Source organism: Mesorhizobium sp. WSM4819, from assembly GCF_055811215.1.
The window spans coordinates 36,291-57,879 of the sequence record NZ_JBVVQO010000023.1; the positions used below are offsets into that span (position 1 = coordinate 36,291).

Here is a 21,589-nt window from a genome sequence, read left to right on the forward strand (position 1 = left end):
AAAGATAGGCCAACGCTATGCGTGGTGGCCCTCCTCGGCAAGCCGCCTCCGGTTTGGCCAATCGGCTCTAAACGCTTCGTTAGGCTTAATGGAGCATAAACACGGGAGTGCCGTCAAAGCTGCCCTCATCGGTTGTGGCGCGCGTTTTGTGAAGCCTGTTCCCGTTGACGCCCATAGTGCCCCATGATATCCCATTCAGATATTCAAGCCTTCGTTCCGCGTCAGGGTGAAGCGTACGCCAATCGGGCAGCCGCGGCGGCTGCGCGTTCGCCTGTTTTTGCCATCTGGAACGAAGTGAGTTTTGGGCAGGGACCGCGCTGCGGCGGCGCGGGCGGGAAGATGCAGAGGGGTGCGGCGGCGCAAGCGGCCGTAACGCGTAATGGACCGGTTTCTGTCAAGCGCGGTGAACAGGATCGATGCGAAGGGGCGGGTGTCCGTTCCAGCGCATTTCCGTGCGGTTGTGCAGAAGCGCGGTTATTCGGAACTCTATGCGCTGCGCTGCCTGGACCGTCCGGCGATGGATGTCGGCGGGCTCGACCTGCTCGACCGCTACGAGCAGCGCATCGCGCAGGAAGACCCCTTCCGGCAGACCTCGGACGACATGTCGTTCTTCTGCCATGGCGATGGAACCTTTCTCAAGCTCGATCAGGACGGCCGCATCTCGATGACCGATTTCATCCGCGAGCATACCTGCATTGCCGCGGAAGTGGCTTTTGTCGGCCGCGGCAATTTCTTTCAGATCTGGGAACCTGGACGGCTCACCGCCTATGGGGCGGAAGCACGCGCCCGGCTTTTGCAGCTTCGGCAGGGGACGAAGCCTGGGGAGCGGCCGGAATGATGGCGGGCTACGGCGATGACCCTCACGCCGTTGGCGGACCAGCCCGTCACATTCCGGTCCTCCTTGCCGAAGTGCTGGAGGCGCTTTCGCCCAAGACGGGCGAGGTGGTCGTCGATGGCACATTCGGCGCCGGCGGCTACACCAAAGCCATTCTGGCGAGGGGCGCCTCGGTTGTCGCGATCGACCGCGATCCGGATGCGATTGCTGCCGGTCGTGTTCTCGAGCAACAATCGGGCGGCAGGCTCCGGCTCGTCCAGGCGCCGTTCTCGACATTGGACGAGCATGTCGAAAGCGCTGACGGCGTCGTGCTCGACATTGGCATCTCCTCCATGCAGATCGATCAGGCGGAGCGCGGTTTTTCGTTTCGTGCCGACGGACCGCTCGATATGCGCATGGCGCAGGCTGGCCTCAGCGCCGCCGATGTCGTCAACTCTTTCAAGGTGGGCGATCTTGCCCGCATCTTCGGGTTTCTTGGCGAAGAGCGCCATGCCGGCCGCATCGCCCGCATGATTGAAAGCCGTCGCGAAAAACATCCGTTCGAGCGCACGCTCGACCTTGCAGACGCCATTGAGACGCATATCGGCCGCGCGCCGAAGGACAAGATCCATCCAGCGACCCGCGTCTTCCAGGCGCTGCGCATTTTCGTCAATGACGAACTCGGCGAACTGGCCAAAGCGCTGTTTGCGGCTGAACGCGTGCTGAAACCGGGCGGACGGCTGGCCGTGGTGACGTTCCATTCCCTGGAAGACCGCATCGTCAAGCGCTTCATCGCCGATCGCGCCGATGCGGCGACCGGATCGCGGCACCTGCCCGAGGCGCAGGCGCGCAGCGCCACCTTCAAAAAGGTGGGCAGCGGCGTGACGCCCGGTGAGGCCGAGATATCGGCCAATCCGCGGGCGCGCTCGGCAAGGCTGCGCGCGGCGATCCGCACCGACGCGCCGGCGCGCGCCGGCGATTTTTCGATTTTCGGGCTTCCAAAACTTCCTGATCCAAAACTTCCCGGTGCCGAGCGGCCGGGAGAGAGGTGAGCACGTGTTTCGTACCAGCGACATAGTCCTTATCGCCGTCATGGTTTCGGCCGCGGCCTTGACCTTCAAGACCAAGCGCGAGGCCGAGGAACAATTGGCGGCGGTGCACAAGATCCAGGCGCAGATCCGCTACGAGGAGGATACGATCGATCTCCTCAAGGCGGACTGGAGCCTGCTTACCCAACCGTCGCGCCTGCAAAAGCTGGCCGAGACCTATAAATCGCAACTCGAGCTCGAGCCGGTCAGCGCCCGCCAGATCATCGGGCTGGACGATCTGCCGGCAAAACCCCTCACCATCGAGGACCTTTCGTCCGAGCGGCTGGGCGGCATGGCCGACAGTTCCAGCAAGGAACCAATGGGCAACGACCCCGTGGTCACCGGAGGCATCGTCCAATGATCGCCAGACTTCCAGTGATCACCAGTCTGCTGACGCGCCGCGCCAAGTCCGGCGACGACGGATCGATTGTGGTCGAAGGCGCCCGCAAGGCGACCGGCGGCAAGGGCAGGACCCGCGTCGTGATGACGATGGCGGTGTTTTTGGGCATCTATCTGACCATCACCGGGCGGCTGGTCTATCTCGGTTTCCAGAACCCCGACCTGTCCGGCGGTCCGCAGAGCCGGGTGACGGCGTCGCGGCCCGACATCGTCGACCGCAACGGCGAAGTTCTGGCGACCGACATCAAGACGGCGTCGCTGTTTGCCGAACCGCGCCGCATTGTCGACGCCGACGAGGCGATCGAAAAACTGGCGACGGTGCTTCCCGAAATCGACTACGAGCAGACCTATCACAAGCTGAAGAGCGGCGCCGGCTTCGTCTGGCTGCAGCGGCAACTGACGCCCAAGCAACAATCGGAGATTCTGCAGCTCGGCATTCCCGGCATCGGCTTCCGCACCGAAAAGCGCCGCTTCTACCCGGCCGGCGAAACCTCGTCCTACATTGTCGGCCTCACCAACATCGACAACCAGGGCATCTCCGGCATGGAGAAATACATCGACGAACAGGGGCTGAGCGATCTTCAGGCGTCCGGCCTAGCGGTGGCCAAGGATCTGAAGCCGGTGCAGCTTTCGATCGACCTGCGCGTCCAGCATATCGTGCGTGACGAGGTCGCTACCGGCATGGAAAAATACCGCGCAATCGCGGCGGGGGCCGTCGTTCTCAACGTCAAGACCGGCGAAGTGGTCGCGATGGCCTCGGTTCCGGACTTCGATCCGAACAACCCCTATAATGCGCACGACAAGGACCGCTTGAACCGCATGTCGGCCGGGCTCTACGAGATGGGCTCGACCTTGAAGAGCTTTACCACCGCCATGGCGCTCGATTCCGGCAAAGTGACGCTGGAAAGCCGTTTCGACGCTACGCGCCCGATCAGGATCGGCCGCCAGACCATCCATGATTTTCATGGCAAGTCCCGGGTGCTGTCGGTGCCCGAAGTGTTTATCTATTCGTCCAACATCGGTTCGGCCAAGGAAGCCGAAGCGGTCGGCATCGAGGGGCACCGCGAATTCCTGCATCGCCTGGGCATCCTCGAGAGAATGCAGACGGAACTGCCTGAGGTCGCCCGCCCGACCGAGCCAAAGGTCTGGAAACAGGTCCATTCGATCACCATCGCCTTTGGTCACGGTGTGTCGACGACGCCGCTGCAGACGGCGGTCGGCTGTGCCGCGCTGATGAACGGCGGCTATCTGATCCAGCCGACATTCCTGAGACGGGCGCAGGAACAGGCGATGTCGGTGGCCAAGAAAGTCGTCAGCGACAAGACCTCCGAGAACATGCGCTATCTCTATGCACTCAATGCCGAGAAAGGCTCAGGCAGGAACGCCAGGGTTCCAGGTTATCGCGTCGGCGGCAAGACGGGAACGGCCGAGAAGGTTGTCAACGGCCGCTACTCAAAGGACAAGAACTTCAACGCCTTCGTCGCGGCTTTCCCGATGGATGATCCGCAATACATCGTGCTTACCATCGCCGACGAACCGAAGCCGGAAAAACCCGGCATGGGTGCGACGGCCGCCTCGAATGCTGGCGCCATGGCTGCAAACATTATCCGACGTTCGGCTTCCATGCTTGGCGTGAAGCCAGATTTCAGCCATGAAAATGGCGCAACGCTGGTTTCCTATCAGTGATTCTGAGGGCGCGCCGGCAACTGCGCGCTATTTTGTTGCTATGAACGGGGTTCGATGAAGCTGAAAGACCTAGCCGGTATCCTGCCTGTCGAGGGGACAGCGTCCTTCGATACGGAGGTTACCGGGATTTCTTCGGATTCCCGCCAGGTAGGACCGGGCGTGGTCTTCTTCGCGCTCGCTGGCACCAAGACCGATGGCGCGGCCTATTCCGCCGATGCCGCCAAGCGCGGCGCCGCAGCGATCGTGACCGGCAAGGGCAGCGGCGCCGTCACCGGACTGCCGGTTCCGGTTTTCGCCGTCGACGATCCGCGCCTTGCGCTGGCGCTGAGTGCGGCCCGCTACTTCGGCAGGCAGCCGCAAACCATGGTCGCGGTGACCGGAACCAGCGGCAAGACATCGGTTGCGGCTTTCACCAGGCAGATCTGGGAGCAGTCAGGCTTTGCCGCTGCTTCGATCGGCACGACCGGCGTGGTGGCGCCGGGCCGCAACGAGTACGGCTCGCTGACCACCCCCGACCCGGTCGACCTGCACAGGCTGCTGCGCGAACTGGCGGATGCCGGCGTCACCCACGCATCGATGGAGGCCTCCAGCCATGGTCTCGATCAGCGCCGGCTTGACGGCGTGAAACTCGCAGCCGGCGGGTTCACCAATCTCGGCCGCGATCATTTGGACTATCATCCGACAGTCGAGGACTATCATCGCGCCAAGCTGCGCCTGTTCGACGCGCTGCTGCCGAAGGGCGCGCCGGCCGTCATCTTTGCCGACGATCCCTGGTCGGAGCCGACGATCCAGGCGGCAAGGGCCGCGGGACTTGATGTGCTGACGGTCGGCCGCCACGGCGGGTTCCTGACACTGAAGCGGGTCGAGCACGAGCGCCACCGCCAGCGTGCCGAGGTGGAAGTCGATGGCGTTCTCTACGAGATCGATCTGCCGCTGGCCGGCGATTTCCAGATCGCCAATGCCCTGGTTTCGGCGGGCCTCGCCATTTCTACTGGAACACCTGCCGCCAAAGCCCTGATGGCGTTGGAGAAATTGAAGGGCGCCCCGGGCCGGCTGGACCTTGTTGGCACCGCTGCCAACGGTGCGCCCGTCTATGTCGATTACGCGCACAAGCCGGACGCGCTGGAAAACGTGTTGGCTTCGGTCCGGCCGTTCACCACCGGCCGCGTCATCGTCGTGTTCGGCTGCGGCGGCGACCGCGACCGTGGCAAGCGTCCGATCATGGGCGAGATCGCCACGCGGCTCGCCGATGTCGTCATCGTCACCGACGACAATCCGCGCTCGGAAGTGCCCGAAACGATCCGTGCCACGATTCTTGCCGCTGCACCCGGCGCCATCGAGATCGGTGACCGGCGCAAGGCGATCCACCAGGCAGTCGCCATGCTCCATGCCGGCGATACGCTGATCGTGGCCGGCAAGGGGCATGAGGAAGGCCAGACCGTCGGCGCCGAAACGCTGCATTTTTCCGACCATGAGGAAGTCCGCGCCGCGCTCCAGGAGCACGCCGCATGAGCTTCCTGTGGACCTCAGAGGATCTCGTCGCCGCCATGGGCGGACGACCGCTCGGTCCGATGCCGGAGGGTATCAGCGGCATCTCGATCGACAGCCGCAGCCTTGAGCCGGGCGATGCTTTCTTCGCGATCAAGGGCGAGGCGATGGACGGCCATGATTTCGCGACCGCCGCCATCAAGGCCGGCGCCGGCGTGCTGGTCGTCGCCGAGGGCAAGCTGCCGTCGCTCGGGCGGCTGACGGCGCCGATGATCGTCGTGCAGGACGTCTTGGCCGCGCTGGAAAAGCTGGGGCTGGCCGCCCGCGCGCGCTCGAATGCCAAGATCATCGCGGTGACCGGTTCGGCGGGCAAGACCACCACCAAGGAAGCGCTGCGCCATGTGCTGTCAGTGGTCGGCAAGGTGCACGCATCGGCGCAGTCTTTCAACAACCACTGGGGCGTGCCGCTGACGCTGGCGCGGATGCCTGTGGATTGCGACTATGCCGTGTTCGAGATCGGCATGAACCATCCCGACGAGGTCCGGCCACTGGCCAGGATGGTCCGGCCGCAAGTCGCCATCGTCACGCTGATCGCCGCGGCACATCTCGGCTTCTTCCGCAATCTGGACGAGATCGCCAAGGCCAAGGCCGAGATTTTCGAAGGACTGGAACCGGACGGCGCCGTCCTTCTCAACCGCGACGACCCGCGCTGGAAGCTTCTGGACAAGATGGCGAGAACCGCCGGCGTCGAGCACATCTACGGCTTTGGCGAGAATGCCCGTGCAACCTTCAAGCTGCTGACATGCGCGCTGCATGCCGATCATTCCGTCATCACCGCCAAGATCGGCGGTCAGGAGATCACCGCCAGGGTCGGCGCGCCGGGCCGACACATGGTGCAGAATGTGCTGGCTGTGCTGGGCGCCGCGCACCTGGTCGGGGCCGACATCGCCAGGGTGGCGCTGGCGCTGGCCGATCTTTCGGCCGAACGCGGACGCGGCAAGCGCCATGTGCTGCGCCACCCGAAAGGTCCGATCACGCTGATCGACGAGAGCTACAACGCCAATCCGGCGTCGATGAGCGCAGCGATGGCGCTGCTCAATGCGACGCCGGTGTCAGGCGAAGGCAGGCGCATCGCGGTGCTCGGCGACATGCTCGAGCTCGGCGATCATTCGGCGAAGCTGCACGCTGCCCTTGCCGATCTCATCATCGGCACCGAGACGCGCACGGTGTTTCTCGCCGGCCCGCAAATGCGGGCGCTGGCTGACATCTTGCCTGATGAGATCGAGACAGAGTATCGCGCCGGCGCAGAGGATCTGAAACTGGTGCTTCTGTCGGCGCTGAAGCCGGGCGACGTGGTGATGATCAAATCGTCGAAAGGCATCGGGTTTTCCAAACTGGTCGACGCACTGCTCAGCAAATTTCCGGCGGCAGCCGCAACCGCCAAACAGACCTAGAGCCAGGTCCGGGGACCGAATCGCATGTTCACACTGCTCGTCGAATTCGCGGACAAGATCTCGGTCTTCAACGTCTTCCGCTACATAACCTTCCGCACCGGCGGCGCGCTGATCACCGCGGCGCTGATCGTCTTCATCTTCGGCCCGGCCATCATCAATTCGCTGAGGCTGCGGCAGGGCAAGGGCCAGCCGATCCGTGCCGACGGGCCGCAGACGCATTTCAAGAAAGCCGGCACGCCGACCATGGGCGGGCTGATGATCCTGTGCGGCATCATCGGCTCGTCGCTGCTGTGGGCGAACCTGTCCAGCATCTATGTCTGGGTGGTGCTGCTGGTGACCCTGGGTTTCGGCTCGATCGGGTTCTACGACGATTATCTCAAGGTGACGAAGCAATCGCATCTCGGCTTTTCCGGCAAGGCGCGGCTGGGGCTTGAATTCGTCATCGCCGGCATCGCCGCCTGGGTGATCATGCACAACGGCCAGGCGCCGTTCTCGTCGTCGCTGACCTTCCCCTTCGCCAAGGAGTTCCTCATCAATCTCGGCTGGTTCTTCATCCCGTTCTCGTGCTTCGTCATCGTCGGCGCCGGCAACGCGGTGAACCTGACCGATGGCCTCGACGGCCTGGCGATCGTGCCGATCATGATCGCGGCGGCGTCCTTCGGCGTCATCGCCTACCTGTCCGGCAATGCGGTGTTCGCCGAGTATCTGCAGATCCATTTCGTGCCCGGCACCGGTGAATTGGCGGTGGTCCTCGGCGCAGTGATCGGCGCCGGCCTCGGCTTCCTGTGGTTCAACGCACCGCCGGCGGCGATCTTCATGGGCGATACCGGCTCGCTGGCGCTTGGCGGGCTGATCGGCACGGTTGCGGTTGCCACCAAGCACGAAATCGTGCTGGTCATCGTCGGCGGCCTGTTCGTCGTCGAGATCCTGTCGGTCATCATCCAGGTCGGCTACTTCAAGATGACCGGCAAGCGGGTGTTCCTGATGGCGCCGATCCACCATCATTTCGAAAAGCTCGGCTGGACCGAAAGCCAGGTGGTGATCCGCTTCTGGATCATCGCCGTAATCCTGGCGCTGGTCGGCTTGTCGACCCTCAAGCTCCGATAGGAGGCCGCTTGATCCCCGCCGCGTCCTTCGCAGGCAAGCGCGTTTCGCTCTTCGGGCTCGGCGGCTCGGGGATCGCCACTGCGCGCGCGTTGATCGAGGGCGGGGCGGAGGTGCTCGCCTGGGACGACAATCCCGGCAGTGTCGCCAATGCCGCGGCCGTCGGTATCGGAACCGGCGACCTGCGTGGCGCCGACTGGGCGAAGTTCTCGGCCTTCGTGCTGTCGCCCGGCGTGCCGCTGACGCATCCGAAGCCGCACTGGACAGTGGAACTGGCGCGCGCTTCAGGCGTCGAGATCATTGGCGACATCGAGCTGTTCTGCCGGCAGCGGACCTTGCTGGCGCCGGCTGCACCCTTCATCGCCATAACCGGCACCAACGGCAAATCGACGACCACGGCGCTGACGGCGCATATCCTGAAATCGGCCGGACGCGACACGCAGATGGGCGGCAATATCGGCCGCGCGGTGATGACCCTCGATCCGCCGGAACCGGGGCGGCACTATGTCGTGGAATGCTCGTCCTACCAGATAGACCTGGCGCCCTCGATCAATCCGACCGCCGGCGTCCTGCTCAACCTAACGCCCGATCATCTCGACCGTCATGGCACGATGCAGCACTACGCCGCGATCAAGGAGCGGCTGGCGGCCGGCAGCGAAACGGCCATCGTCGGCGTCGACGATTCCTGGTGCGCCCAGCTCGCCGACCGGCTGGAGCGGGCAGGCCGGCACGTCATCCGCATTTCGAAGCGCCTGCCGCTGACCGACGGCTATTTCGCCGACGGCACCGATCTGATGGAGGCGGTGCACGGCCGTTACAGCCGGGTCGCCTTTCTCGAAGGCATCGGCTCGCTGCGCGGCCAGCACAATGCGCAGAATGCGCTAGCCGCTCTCGCCGCCTGCCTCAAGGTCGGGCTCGAGCTGGGCGAGATCCAGTCGGGGCTGGAGAGCTTTCCCGGGCTGGCGCACCGTATGGAGCAGGTCGGCCGCATGGGCCATGTGCTGTTCATCAACGATTCCAAGGCGACCAATGCCGATGCGGCAGCGCCCGCATTGTCCAGCTTTCCGCGCATCTACTGGATCGCCGGCGGGCTGCCGAAAGAGGGTGGCATCGAGCCGTTGCGCGACCTCTTTCCGCGCATCGCCAAGGCCTATCTGATCGGCGAGGCCGCACCAGCCTTCTCGGCGACGCTCGGCGAGGCGGTGCCCTACGAGATCTCCGGCACGCTGGCCGCAGCAGTCGAGCATGCGGCAAGCGACGCGGCCAGGGACGATGGCAATGGCGAGGTGGTGGTGCTGCTTTCGCCGGCCTGCGCCAGTTTCGACCAGTTCAAGAATTTCGAAGTGCGCGGCGAAGCCTTCAGGCAAGCTGCGTGCACTATTGATGGCGTGAAGCTCATCGGAGGGGCACGATAATGCAAAGCCGTCTCGACAAAAGCCCGGTTGCCACCTGGTGGTGGACGATCGATCGCTGGTTCCTGGCCGCGTTCCTGTCGCTGATGGGGCTCGGCATCGTGCTGTCCTTCGCGGCAAGCCCGGCGGTGGCCCAGCGCATCGGCCTGGACAGTTTCCACTTCGCCACGAGGCAGATCATCTTCACCATTCCCGCACTTGGCGTGATGCTGGCCGTCTCTTTCCTGGAATCGCGGCAGATCAGGCGCATGGCCCTGGCGATGCTGTGCATCACGCTGGTGCTGATGGTGGCGGTGCTCTACATCGGCGTCGAGGTGAAGGGCGCGCGTCGCTGGGTGTCGCTCGCCGGAGTGTCGCTGCAGCCGTCGGAATTCCTGAAGCCTGCCTTCGTCGTCATCTGCGCCTGGCTGTTTGCCGAACACAAGCGCCAGCCCGACATTCCAGGCAATCTGTTCGCCATGCTGCTGCTGGCCCTCGTCATCTCGCTGCTGGTGGCGCAGCCCGATTTCGGCCAGACCATGCTGGTGCTCGGCACCTGGGGGGTGATGTTCTTCATGGCCGGGCTGCCATGGCTGTGGATCATCGCGCTGGGCGCTGTCGGCGTCGGCGGCGTGTTTGCCGCCTACACCGTGTTCCCGCATGTCGCCGGCCGCATCGATCGCTTCATGACCGGCGAGGGCGACACGTTCCAGGTCGATATGGGCCGCGATGCGCTGATCAATGGCGGCTGGTTCGGGGTCGGGCCGGGCGAGGGCACCGTCAAGCGGGTGATACCCGACAGCCATGCCGATTTCGTCTACTCGGTGGCCGGCGAGGAGTTCGGACTGATCATGTGCTTCTTCATCATGACCATCTTCGCCTTCATCGTGCTGCGCGGCCTCGGCACTGCGCTCAAGGAGCAGGACGATTTCACACGCTATGCGGTCGGCGGCCTGGTCACCGTCTTCGGTCTGCAGTCGGTCATCAACATGGCGGTCAATCTGCAGCTGATGCCGGCCAAGGGCATGACCTTGCCGTTCATCTCCTATGGCGGCTCCTCGCAGATCGCCATCGCCATCTCGATGGGCATGGTGCTGGCGCTGACGCGCAAGCGGCCGGAAAAGCGCAAGCAATTGGGCTTCGCGCCGTCGCGGCGCGCCATGCCGGCGGAGTGAAATGTCGAGGGGCGCGATCCTTCTGGCGGCCGGCGGCACGGGCGGGCATCTCTTCCCGGCCGAGGCGCTGGCGCACGAGCTGATCAGGCGCGGCTGGACGGTGCATCTGGCCGCCGATGATCGTGCCGAGCGTTTTGCCGGCCAGTTCCCGGCGGCGGGCATCCATCCGATCCAGTCGGCGACCATCGGCTCGAAAAACCCGTTCGCCGTGCTCGCCGCCTTCTGGAAGATATGGGGCGGCGTGCGGCAGGCATCGGCCGTGATCGGTCGGGTCAAGCCAGCCGTGGTGGTCGGTTTCGGCGGCTATCCGACGCTGCCGCCGCTCTATGCGGCGACGCGGCGCAAGGTGCCGACGCTGATCCACGAGCAGAACGCGGTGATGGGGCGCGCCAACCGGGCGCTCGCCGGCCGTGTCGATGCCATCGCCGGCGGGTTTTTGCCAGAAAATTCAAGCGCTGCAGGCGCCAAGACGGTGATGACCGGCAATCCGGTCAGGCCGCAAGTGCTGGAGGCGGCAAAGACGCCCTATGCGGCGTCGACCGGGGAGCAGCGGTTCCGCTTCCTGGTGTTCGGCGGCAGTCAGGGCGCACAGTTCTTTTCCGATGCGGTGCCGGCGGCGGTTCGACAGCTTTCCGATGCACAACGCAAGCGGCTTGATATCACCCAGCAGGCGCGTGCCGACGATGTCGAGCGGGTGAAGGCGGCCTATGCCGCCCTTGGCGTCGAGGCTGAGGTGTCGCCCTTCTTCACCGACATGGCGGCGCGCATGGCTGCGGCGCATCTGGTGATGTCGCGGTCCGGCGCATCGACCGTATCGGAAATCGCGGTGATCGGCCGGCCGGCGCTGCTGGTGCCCTATCCGCATGCGCTCGACCACGACCAGGCCGCCAATGCCGCGGCATTGGCCGCGGCAGGCGGCGCCGAAGTGCATCCGCAATCGACGCTTTCGCCCGAGCGCATCGCCGCGCTGGTCGGAGCGCTGATGGACGATCCGGAGCGGCTGACCACAATGGCAGCGGCGGCGAAATCGGCCGGAAAACCGGACGCGGCACGGTTGCTCGCCGATCTGACAGAGGCTATTGCGTCGAAGAAAAGCGTATCGGAATTCAGGAAGGAGACGCACGCATGAAGATGCCGCAGACGATCGGCCTCGTGCATTTCATCGGCATCGGCGGTATCGGCATGAGCGGCATCGCCGAGGTGCTGCATAATCTCGGCTACCAGGTGCAAGGGTCCGACCAGGCCGACAGCGCCAATGTGCAGCGGCTGCGCGACAAGGGCATCGAGTGCTTTGTCGGTCATCATGCCGACAATATCGGCGATGCCGAAGTGGTCGTCGTCTCGACGGCGATCAAGAAATCCAATCCCGAGCTGAAGGCGGCACGCGAGAAACTGCTTCCCATCGTCCGTCGCGCCGAGATGCTGGCGGAACTGATGCGCTTCCGGCAGGCGGTGGCCATCGGCGGCACGCATGGCAAGACGACGACGACCTCGATGGTGGCGACGCTGCTCGAGGCCGGCGGGCTCGATCCGACCGTGATCAATGGCGGCATCATCAATGCCTACGGCACCAACGCCCGCATGGGCGATGGCGAATGGATGGTGGTGGAGGCCGATGAGAGCGACGGCACGTTCCTGAAGCTGCCGGCCGAGATTGCCGTCGTCACCAACATCGATCCCGAACATCTCGACCATTACGGCTCCTTCGACAAGGTGCGCGAGGCCTTTCGCCAGTTCGTCGAAAACGTGCCGTTCTACGGCTTCGGCGTCATGTGCACCGACCATCCCGAGGTGCAGGCGCTGGTCAGCCGCATCGAGGACCGGCGCGTCATCACCTATGGCGAGAACGCACAGGCCGACGTGCGTTTCATCAATCACCGCATGGATGGCCCGATCTCGGAATTCGACGTGGTGATCCGCGACCGCAAGAGCGGCGGCCAGTCGACGATATCAGGCCTGCGCCTGCCGATGCCCGGCCGTCACAACGTCGCCAATGCGACGGCGGCAATCGCCGTCGCGCATGAGCTCGGCCTTTCGGCCGAGGCGATCAGGAAGGGCCTGTCGTCCTTCGCCGGCGTCAAGCGGCGCTTCACCCGTACCGGTTCGTGGGACGGCGTCGATGTGTTCGATGATTACGGCCACCATCCGGTCGAGATCACGGCGGTTCTCAAGGCGGCGCGCGATGCCACCAAGGGCCGCGTCATCGCGATTGCCCAGCCACACCGCTTTACCCGGCTTCACGACCTGTTCGACGAGTTTTCCGTCTGCTTCAATGATGCCGACACGGTGATGGTGGCGCCGGTCTATGCGGCAGGCGAAGAGCCGATCGACGGGGTGACGTCCGAGGCATTGGTGTCGCGCATCCGCTCCGGCGGCCATCGCGACGCGCGCTACATCGAAGGCCCCGCGGCGATTGCGCCGGTTATCCGCGACCTGGCCAAACCAGGCGATTTCATCGTCTTCCTCGGTGCCGGCAACATCACCCAATGGGCCTACGCGCTGCCCAGGGAACTCGGCGGTACTGCCTCATGATGCGTGGCCAGGCATTGATCGACAAGCTTGGCGGCCGGCTTGCCGGCCTGCGCGGCCGCATCACGCCCAATGCCGAGATGGACAAGATCACCTGGTTCCGCGCCGGCGGGCTGGCCGACGCGCTGTTCCAGCCGGCCGACGAAGACGATCTCGCTGCGTTCCTGGGAGCAGTGCCCGAAGAGATACCACTGACCACCGTCGGTATCGGCTCGAACCTGCTTGTCCGTGACGGCGGTATTGCGGGCTTCGTCATCCGGCTTTCGGCCAAGGGCTTTGGCGAAGCCGAAGTGATTGCGCCGACCACGATCAAGGCGGGCGCGGCCACGCCCGACAAACGCCTTGCCGCTGTCGCCTATCAGGCTGGCATAGGCGGCTTTGAGTTCTACCACGGCATTCCGGGCGCCATCGGCGGTGCGCTGAGCATGAATGCCGGCGCCAATGGCGTCGAGACGCGCGAGCGCGTTGTCGAGGTGCGGGCGCTCGACCGCAAGGGCAATGTGCATACGCTGAGCAACGCCGATATGGGCTACGCCTATCGCCATTCGGCAGCACCTGCCGGGCTGATCTTCACATCAGCGGTGTTCGAAGGCGTTTTGGCAGACAAGGCCGCGATCAAGGCGGCAATGGACGCCGTCCAGCATCATCGCGAGACCGTGCAGCCGATCCGCGAAAAGACCGGCGGCTCGACCTTCCAGAATCCGGAGGGCACCTCGGCCTGGAAGGAGATCGACAGAGCGGGCTGTCGGGGGCTGATGATCGGCGGTGCGCAGATGTCGCCGATGCATTGCAACTTCATGATCAACACGGGAACCGCGACCGGCTACGACCTTGAATATCTTGGCGAGACGGTGCGCGCGCGCGTGCTCGAAAGGTCGGGCATCCGGCTGCATTGGGAAATCAAGCGCATCGGCAAGTTTCGGCCAGGGCACGAGGTCCAGGAATTCCTCGGACAGTTGCTGTAAGGTCTCAACAACACAGTTTTCGCAGCCGTTTTTGCGGAAAGTGAATCTCGCGGAATCGTAAGGACTTGCCAGCGATTCAACTCTCTGATTCTCTGCCCTGAAGCGTTTCCTGATTTGAGTCGTTTCGACGCGTCACCAGCGTTTTTCCGTCAGGGGCTGCCTGCCGGGAGGCTTGGGGACTCGATGGTGCAGAAATCGTCAGAGCAGGGGCTGCTCCGAGCGTTTGAGTGTATGGCCCTTTCCGGGGCGTGAGATGCAGACCCGCCGTGAAAGGGCCCGCCGTGAGAGGGAATGACGGGAAATGAAAAGCAAGCACGTGGCCGTCCTTCTGGGTGGATTCTCGTCCGAGCGGCCCGTGTCCTTGTCTTCGGGGAAAGCCTGTGCTGATGCGCTCGAGACGGAAGGCTACCAGGTCACTCGCGTCGACGTCTCGCGCGATGTTGGGTCGGTGCTGGCCGAGCTCAAGCCTGATGTCGTCTTCAATGCGCTGCATGGTCCTTTCGGCGAGGACGGCACCATCCAGGGCATCCTCGAATATCTTGCCATCCCCTACACCCATTCCGGCGTGCTCGCCTCCGCGCTTGCCATGAACAAGGAGCAAGCCAAGAAGATCGCCAAGTCTGTCGGCATACCGGTCGCCGAATCGAAGGTGGTCAATCGCTTCGCCATCCAGAACAAGCACCCGATGAAGCCGCCCTACGTCGTCAAGCCGGTCAATGAGGGGTCGAGCTTCGGTGTCGTCATCGTGCACGAAGGGCAGTCGCATCCGCCGCAGGTCATCGGTTCGTCCGACTGGAAGTATGGCGATACCGTCATGGCGGAGCGCTATGTGCACGGGCGGGAGTTGACCTGCGCGGTGATGGGCGATGTGGCGCTTGGCGTCTGCGAGATCATCCCGACCGGCCATTCCTTCTACGACTATGATTCAAAATACGTCGCGGGCGGATCAAAACACGAATGCCCTGCAAAAATTTCACCGAATATTTACCAAAAAATACAGACACTGACGCTCAGGGCTCACCAAGCCATCGGCTGCCGGGGCGTTTCCCGGTCGGACTTCCGTTATGATGATCGACACTCCGAGAACGGCGAAATTGTCTGGCTCGAGGTCAACACTCAGCCCGGCATGACGCCGACATCCTTGGTGCCTGAGATCGCCGCGCAGGCGGGACACTCGTTCGGCGATTTGTTGAGTTGGATGGTGGAGGACGCTTCGTGTCTGCGTTGATGTGGGGACAGGGCAAGGGGAAGGGCGCGGCCGGGCCGACGCTGTTCGGTGTGGCGTTGTCGTTCGACCATTTCGTGCTGCCGCGCCTGCTTCGCCGGCCGGCGCGCATGCTGGCGCGTCTGGGCGAGGACGACTTCGAGGTGCCGCCGTTTTCCGCAGCCGTGCTGTCGGCGGCGCTGCTCGTATCGGGCAGTGCCTATGGCGCCTATCTCGGCGGGCATGTCGACGCTATCGTCCAGGGCATCACCGCCCGCACCGGCTTTGCCGTCGACCAGATCAAGGTCGTCGGCAACCGCGCAACCTCCGAGATCGATATTCTCGACAGGATGCAGCTCGATGGCTGGACGTCGCTGATCGGCTTCGATGCCGAAGCCGCGCGGGAACGCATCGCCACGCTGCCCTGGGTCGAGGTTGCGGCGGTGCGCAAGGTCTATCCGCACACGCTGGAGGTGCGCATCGAGGAGCGTGAGCCCTTCGCGCTCTGGCAGCAGGGCAGCGAGCTTTCGGTCATCGAGCGCTCCGGCGCCGTGATCGCGCCATTCTCCGGCGGCAAGCAGTCGCTGCTGCCGCTGATCGTCGGCACCGGCGCCCCGGCCAAGGCGCCGGATTTCCTGGCCAGGATCAAGAAATACCCAGAGCTTGCCGCACGGATCAAAGGCTACATCCGCATCGGCGAACGGCGTTGGGACCTGAAGCTGGAAAACGGCATCACGGTCAAGCTCCCCGAGGATGGCGAGGACCAGGCGATCGCCGATCTGCTCAGGATGGACCGAGAGAACGGGCTTTTGACGCGCGATATCGCCGCCGTCGACATGCGCCTTTCCGATCGCCTCGTCGTCCAGTTGACGCCGGAGGCGGCGACGCAGCGTCAGGCCGCGCTCAATGAAAAGCCGAAAATGCCGAAGCGAAAGCCGGAGACGAAGATATGAGCTGGCTTGGCGGCAACAGCGATGCCTCGTCGCGCCGGTCCGGCATCATGACGGTGCTGGATGTCGGCTCGAGCAAGGTCTGCTGCGTGGTGGCCAAGCTCAAGCCGCGCGAGGACGGCATGCTGCTGCGCGGGCGATCGCATCGCATACAGGTGATCGGCATCGGCCACCAGAAATCGCAAGGCGTGAAATCGGGTGTCGTCATCGATCTCGACAGGGCCGAACACGCCATCCGGCTTGCCGTCGATGCCGCCGAGCGCATGGCCGGGCTGACCGTCGATTCGCTGATCGTCAACATGACGGCCGGCCGGCTGAAAAGCGAAAGCTTCTCGGCAACCATCAACCTTGGCGGCCATGAGGCCGACGAGGCCGACATCAAGCGCGTGCTTGCCGCCGGCGCCAAGCAGGCGCTGCGGGCCGAACGCGAAGTGATCCATTCGCTTCCCGTCGGTTTTTCGCTGGACGCCGAGCGCGGCGTGCGTGATCCGCGCGGCATGGTCGGCGACCAGCTCGGCGTCGACATGCACGTGTTGACGGGTGACGCGGCACCGTTGCGCAATCTGGAGCTTTGCATCAACCGTTCGCACCTGTCGGTCGAGCGCATGGTGGCGACGCCCTATGCCAGCGGGCTTGCCGCACTGGTCGACGACGAACTCGAGATGGGCGCAGCCTGCATCGACATGGGCGGCGGCACCACGACGATCTCGATGTTTTCGGAAGGGAAGTTCGTTCATGGCGACGCCATCGCCATCGGCGGCAACCACGTCACGCTGGACATGGCCAAGGGCCTGTCAACTTCGCTCGACGCCGCCGAGAGGCTGAAAGTGATGCATGGCTCGGCATTGCCCGGCAGTGCCGACGACCGCGACTTGGTCTCGATACAGCCGATCGGCGAGGACGGTGAGGTGCCGCTTCAGATCCCGCGTTCGGTGATGACGCGTATCATCCGGGCGCGCATCGACGAGACGCTCGAACTGTTGCGCGACCGGCTGAACAGGTCCGGCTACGGCAACGCCGCCGGCAAGCGCGTCGTGCTGACCGGCGGCGCCAGCCAGCTTTCCGGCCTGCCCGAGGCGGCGCGCCGCATTCTCGGACGCAATGTGCGCATCGGCCGTCCGCTCGGTGTAGCGGGCTTGCCGGAGGCGGCCAAGGGGCCGGCTTTCTCGACGCCGGTCGGGCTTCTGATCTACCCGCAGATGGCGAATTTCGAGAGCCATCCGGCGAAAGGAATTTCTGGTCTCAGGATGACCGGGACAGGCGGAAAACTGCATCGAATGAGTCAGTGGTTGAGAGACAGTTTTTAAATTGGCGGGGACAGCCCCATAGGCGGCCGCAGCGGCGAAGCGGCGGGAAAGGCAAAGGACGGAGACAATGACCATCAATCTGCAAAAGCCGGACATCACCGAGCTGAAGCCGCGTATCACCGTGTTCGGTGTCGGCGGCGGCGGCGGCAATGCCGTCAACAACATGATCACCGCCGGCTTGCGCGGCGTCGAATTCGTGGTGGCCAATACCGACGCGCAGGCACTGACCATGTCCAAGGCGGATCGCCTGATCCAGCTCGGCGCGCATGTCACCGAGGGCCTGGGTGCGGGGTCGCAGCCGGAAGTCGGACGCGCCGCGGCGGAGGAATGCATCGACGAGATCGTCGATCATCTCTCCAACACCCATATGTGCTTCGTCACTGCCGGCATGGGCGGCGGCACCGGCACGGGGGCCGCGCCGGTCGTTGCACGTGCGGCGCGCGAGAAGGGGATTCTCACCGTCGGCGTCGTCACCAAGCCGTTCCATTTCGAAGGCCAGCGCCGCATGAAGACGGCGGATCTGGGCATCGAGGAATTGCAGAAATGCGTCGATACCCTCATCGTCATCCCCAACCAGAACCTGTTCCGGCTGGCCAATGACAAGACGACCTTTGCCGACGCTTTCGCCATGGCCGACCAGGTGCTCTATTCCGGCGTCGCCTGCATCACCGACCTGATGGTCAAGGAAGGGCTGATCAATCTCGACTTCGCCGACGTACGCTCGGTCATGCGCGAGATGGGCAAGGCGATGATGGGGACGGGCGAAGCTTCCGGCGAGGGGCGCGCCATGGCCGCCGCCGAAGCCGCGATCGCCAATCCGCTGCTCGACGAGACTTCGATGAAGGGTGCCAAGGGGCTGTTGATCTCGATCACCGGCGGCCGCGACCTGACCCTGTTCGAAGTCGACGAGGCGGCGACCCGAATTCGCGAGGAGGTCGACCAGGAAGCCAACATCATCCTGGGTGCGACCTTCGACGAGGATCTCGAAGGCGTCATCCGCGTCTCGGTGGTTGCTACCGGCATCGACAAATCGGCGGCAGAAATCGCTGCCGCGCCGATCGCCATCCGCACGGCTCCGCCAAAGCCGGTCAGCCGCCCGGCCGCTCCGGTCACCGAAAGCCGTCCGGCGCCTGTCCAGCAGGGAGGCTACGAGCCGCGCGCCGCCGATCCTGTCGCCGAGGCAATCCAGCTCGCCGAGGCGAATGCGGCGGCGATGGCGCGTTCCGCGCCGGCCTCCCAGGCGGAAGATTTCCGCCCGCAGAGCAAGATCTTCCAGGCGCCGCCGGCCCAGCCGCAGCCGATGCTGCAGCCAATGGTTCAGCAAACGATGCAGCCCGCGCCGCAGCGTGAAGTGCTTCAGCCGGCAGCGCCCCAGCGCATGCCGCGCGTCGAGGACTTTCCGCCGGTGGTGAAAGCCGAGGTGGAAGCCAAAAGCCGTCCGGCCGACCACGAGAACAGCGGACCGATGGGACTGCTCAAGCGCCTGACCAACGGCCTTACCCGTCGCGAAGAAGAGCCTGCACGGCTGCAGCCGGCGCAGCCGCGCGAGCCGAAACTGCGCCAGGCGGCACCCGAAGTGCGCCGCCTTGCCAGCCAGGATCCGCAGCTTTACGCGCCACGCCGCGGCCAGTTGGACGACCAGGGCCGGCTGACGCCGCAGAGCAGGGCTGTCCAGGAAGACGATCAGCTGGAGATTCCGGCATTCCTGCGCCGCCAGGCCAACTGACCTGTTAACGGTCCGTAACAGTTGTTAACAGGCAGACAAGAAATTGTTTGCCTGTTAATGTTAAAAGCGGCTGTAAAACAAGAAGTTAGGAGACCGCATCCGGTTCGGATCGCGGTTACAGAAAGTAAGAAACCGTGATTTGGAGACTTTCTGCCGGACCACTATCTTCGCCGCGATCAATTTCGGTTTGCTGGGATTCGGGGAAGTGGCCCTGCCTGCCGATCAAAGAGCCGCGCCCTTGGGCTTATGAAGCGGACGTAGGCAGTATGGGCTATGGGGTTTGTTTTGCACGACTATCAGACGACACTTAGATCGCGTGCGACGCTGACCGGCACCGGTGTTCACAGCGGCAATTCCGTTACCGTTCATTTCTTGCCGGCAGACGCTGATACGGGTGTCGTGTTCCAGCTTTCGAATGGAAGCGAAGTCCGGGAGTTCCGCGCGCTGGTTTCCGAGGTCGGCGCCACCGATCTGTGCACCATGCTCGGCGATCCGGCAGGCGAGCACATCGCCACAGTCGAACATCTGATGGCCACGGTTTTCGGGCTCGGCATCGACAATGTCGTCATCGAGATCGACGGCCGTGAGGTTCCGATCCTCGACGGCAGCGCCATTGCGTTCGTCGAGGCTATCGACCAGGCGGGCATCGATACGCTGCCGGTCAAGCGCCGCTACATCAGGGTGGTCAAGCCGGTTCGCATCGAGAACGGTGCCTCCTGGGCGGAGTTCAGGCCCTATGACGGCACGCGCTTCGAAATCGAGATCGATTTCGAAAGCCCGGCGATCGGCCGTCAGCTGTTTGCATCCGACATGAACGCCGACATTTTTCGCCGCGATATCGCGCGGGCCCGTACCTTTGGTTTCATGAAGGACGTCGAGCGGCTGTGGGCAGCCGGCTACGCGCTCGGCTCCTCGCTGGAAAACTCCCTGGTGATCGGCGACGACAACCGCGTGATCAACATCGGAGGCTTGCGCTATCCCAACGAATTCGTGCGCCACAAGACGATGGACGCCATGGGCGATCTGGCGCTGGCTGGCGCCCGGTTCATTGGCTGCTTCCGTTCCTATCGCGGCGGCCACAGGCTGAATGCGGCAGCGCTGCGCCGCCTTTTGTCGGACCGTTCGGCGTTCGAGATCGTCGAGACGACACGCCGCGAGCGCGGTCGGACCATCGAAAAGAGCGCCGTCTATGCACCTGTCTACGCGCCCTGGATGATCTGATTCTTAACGTTTCTCGGGTTTTATGGCCGCCGGCCTGTGTTGCATGAATGCACCATCGGCCGGCGAAATCACGCAAGTGTGCGGGTTGCGCCAGGCTGCCACAAAAATGTGCGAATGGCCGGAGATAGCGTTGCCGGGCACGGCGATTATGGTTATGCCTGCTGCCCCAGGGCGAAATGTCGACTGAAATGACGCCGAAAGGGCGGAATCCAATCATGTTCTTCAAGCGAATTGGTCAATCGAAAGCGCCGCATCGGGCTGTTTTCCTGGCGCTTTCGGTGGTTGTTCCATCGCTGTTCCTGTCGGCCTGCATGTCGTCCGAAAAGGATGTCGACCTGTCGACCTATGTCGAGCAGACCGAGCCGGCAGACGTTCTCTACAATCAGGGCCTCGCCAATCTGAATGCCGGGCGCCTGCAGGAGGCGAGCCGCAAATTCGGTGCGGTCGACCGCCAGCATCCCTATTCCGAATACGCCCGCAAATCGATGGTGATGGGCGCCTTTGCCGACTATCGCCAAGGCAACTATACCGAGGCGATCGGTTCGGCCAAGCGCTATCTCACGCTCTATCCGTCGACCGACGACGCTGCCTATGCCCAGTACATCATCGGGCTGAGCTATTACCGGCAAATCAGGGATGTCACCCAGGATCAGAAAGAAGCGCGTCAGACCGTGCAGACGATGCAGGATCTGGTGACGCGCTGGCCCGATTCCGAATATGTCGACGACGCCAAGGAAAAGATCCGCTTCGCCAACGACCAGCTCGCCGGCAAGGAGATGCAGATCGGCCGCTATTATCTCGAGCGCCGTGAATACATCGCCGCCGTCAAGCGGTTCCGCGTCGTGGTGGAGACCTATTCCAACACGCGCCATGTCGAGGAAGCGCTCGCGCGTCTTACCGAAACCTATTACGCGATGGGGCTGACATCGGAAGCGCAGACTGCCGCTGCTGTGCTCGGCACCAACTATCCCGACAGCGTGTGGTACAAGGATTCCTACAAGCTCCTGCAGACTGGTGGGCTCGAGCCGCGCGAGAATGCGGGCTCGTGGATCGCCAAGGCCGGGAAGCTGATCACCGGCGCCTGAGCG

Annotated in this window: 18 protein-coding genes; all 18 read left to right on the plus strand. The window is 63.9% G+C overall.

All coding sequences use genetic code 11. The annotated features are described in order from the left end of the window. Positions 1 to 379 precede the first annotated feature (379 nt). The 18 genes from mraZ (at position 380) to AC0L18_RS20680 (ending at position 21,586) form a co-directional block, all read left to right on the plus strand. Positions 380 to 838, plus strand: coding sequence for a division/cell wall cluster transcriptional repressor MraZ (gene mraZ, locus AC0L18_RS20595; RefSeq protein WP_473493953.1), 459 nt, complete (start codon positions 380 to 382; stop codon positions 836 to 838). After that, complete coding sequence (gene rsmH, locus AC0L18_RS20600; protein WP_473493954.1) at positions 835 to 1,866, plus strand: 16S rRNA (cytosine(1402)-N(4))-methyltransferase RsmH; 1,032 nt, start codon at positions 835 to 837, stop codon at positions 1,864 to 1,866. Before mraZ ends, rsmH begins: the two co-directional genes overlap by 4 nt. A 4-nt stretch (positions 1,867 to 1,870) precedes the next feature. Next, on the plus strand, positions 1,871 to 2,263 hold the full coding sequence (gene ftsL, locus AC0L18_RS20605; protein ID WP_023798732.1) for a cell division protein FtsL: 393 nt from the start codon (positions 1,871 to 1,873) through the stop codon (positions 2,261 to 2,263). Next, the gene (locus AC0L18_RS20610; RefSeq protein WP_473493955.1) at positions 2,260 to 3,987 is read left to right on the plus strand and encodes a peptidoglycan D,D-transpeptidase FtsI family protein; all 1,728 of its coding nucleotides are present in this window, start codon (positions 2,260 to 2,262) and stop codon (positions 3,985 to 3,987) included. The genes ftsL and AC0L18_RS20610 overlap by 4 nt, the downstream gene beginning before the upstream one ends. A 54-nt stretch (positions 3,988 to 4,041) precedes the next feature. After that, the gene (locus AC0L18_RS20615; RefSeq protein ID WP_473493956.1) at positions 4,042 to 5,499 is read left to right on the plus strand and encodes a UDP-N-acetylmuramoyl-L-alanyl-D-glutamate--2,6-diaminopimelate ligase; all 1,458 of its coding nucleotides are present in this window, start codon (positions 4,042 to 4,044) and stop codon (positions 5,497 to 5,499) included. After that, positions 5,496 to 6,929: a UDP-N-acetylmuramoylalanyl-D-glutamyl-2,6-diaminopimelate--D-alanyl-D-alanine ligase gene (locus AC0L18_RS20620; protein ID WP_473493957.1), complete on the plus strand. Its 1,434-nt coding sequence runs from the start codon at positions 5,496 to 5,498 to the stop codon at positions 6,927 to 6,929. Before AC0L18_RS20615 ends, AC0L18_RS20620 begins: the two co-directional genes overlap by 4 nt. A gap of 24 nt (positions 6,930 to 6,953) precedes the next feature. After that, the gene (gene mraY / locus AC0L18_RS20625) at positions 6,954 to 8,036 is read left to right on the plus strand and encodes a phospho-N-acetylmuramoyl-pentapeptide-transferase (RefSeq protein WP_023798736.1); all 1,083 of its coding nucleotides are present in this window, start codon (positions 6,954 to 6,956) and stop codon (positions 8,034 to 8,036) included. 8 nt (positions 8,037 to 8,044) lie between these two features. Then, entirely contained in the window at positions 8,045 to 9,448 is a 1,404-nt protein-coding gene (gene murD, locus AC0L18_RS20630; RefSeq protein WP_473493958.1) for a UDP-N-acetylmuramoyl-L-alanine--D-glutamate ligase, read from the plus strand. Next, positions 9,448 to 10,599 carry a putative lipid II flippase FtsW gene (ftsW, locus tag AC0L18_RS20635; RefSeq protein WP_091594150.1) on the plus strand — a complete coding sequence of 384 codons (1,152 nt, stop codon included), beginning with the start codon at positions 9,448 to 9,450 and terminating at the stop codon, positions 10,597 to 10,599. The genes murD and ftsW overlap by 1 nt, the downstream gene beginning before the upstream one ends. 1 nt (position 10,600) lies before the next feature. Further along, on the plus strand, positions 10,601 to 11,728 hold the full coding sequence (gene murG, locus AC0L18_RS20640; RefSeq protein WP_473493959.1) for an undecaprenyldiphospho-muramoylpentapeptide beta-N-acetylglucosaminyltransferase: 1,128 nt from the start codon (positions 10,601 to 10,603) through the stop codon (positions 11,726 to 11,728). After that, a complete protein-coding gene (gene murC, locus AC0L18_RS20645) occupies positions 11,725 to 13,131 on the plus strand; it encodes a UDP-N-acetylmuramate--L-alanine ligase (protein WP_473493960.1) in 1,407 nt (468 codons plus the stop codon). The genes murG and murC overlap by 4 nt, the downstream gene beginning before the upstream one ends. Beyond that, positions 13,128 to 14,093, plus strand: a complete 966-nt coding sequence (gene murB, locus AC0L18_RS20650; protein WP_473493961.1) for a UDP-N-acetylmuramate dehydrogenase — start codon at positions 13,128 to 13,130, stop codon at positions 14,091 to 14,093. Before murC ends, murB begins: the two co-directional genes overlap by 4 nt. A gap of 301 nt (positions 14,094 to 14,394) precedes the next feature. Further along, the gene (locus AC0L18_RS20655; RefSeq protein ID WP_091594156.1) at positions 14,395 to 15,321 is read left to right on the plus strand and encodes a D-alanine--D-alanine ligase; all 927 of its coding nucleotides are present in this window, start codon (positions 14,395 to 14,397) and stop codon (positions 15,319 to 15,321) included. Continuing rightward, entirely contained in the window at positions 15,309 to 16,250 is a 942-nt protein-coding gene (locus tag AC0L18_RS20660; protein ID WP_473493962.1) for a cell division protein FtsQ/DivIB, read from the plus strand. Before AC0L18_RS20655 ends, AC0L18_RS20660 begins: the two co-directional genes overlap by 13 nt. After that, on the plus strand, positions 16,247 to 17,554 hold the full coding sequence (ftsA, locus tag AC0L18_RS20665; RefSeq protein ID WP_023798744.1) for a cell division protein FtsA: 1,308 nt from the start codon (positions 16,247 to 16,249) through the stop codon (positions 17,552 to 17,554). The genes AC0L18_RS20660 and ftsA overlap by 4 nt, the downstream gene beginning before the upstream one ends. Before the next feature lie 67 nt (positions 17,555 to 17,621). Continuing rightward, a complete protein-coding gene (gene ftsZ / locus AC0L18_RS20670) occupies positions 17,622 to 19,280 on the plus strand; it encodes a cell division protein FtsZ (protein ID WP_473493963.1) in 1,659 nt (552 codons plus the stop codon). A gap of 273 nt (positions 19,281 to 19,553) precedes the next feature. Next, positions 19,554 to 20,501: a UDP-3-O-acyl-N-acetylglucosamine deacetylase gene (gene lpxC, locus AC0L18_RS20675; protein WP_473493964.1), complete on the plus strand. Its 948-nt coding sequence runs from the start codon at positions 19,554 to 19,556 to the stop codon at positions 20,499 to 20,501. A gap of 215 nt (positions 20,502 to 20,716) precedes the next feature. Beyond that, the gene (locus AC0L18_RS20680) at positions 20,717 to 21,586 is read left to right on the plus strand and encodes an outer membrane protein assembly factor BamD (RefSeq protein ID WP_128174186.1); all 870 of its coding nucleotides are present in this window, start codon (positions 20,717 to 20,719) and stop codon (positions 21,584 to 21,586) included. The last annotated feature ends 3 nt before the right edge of the window (positions 21,587 to 21,589 follow it).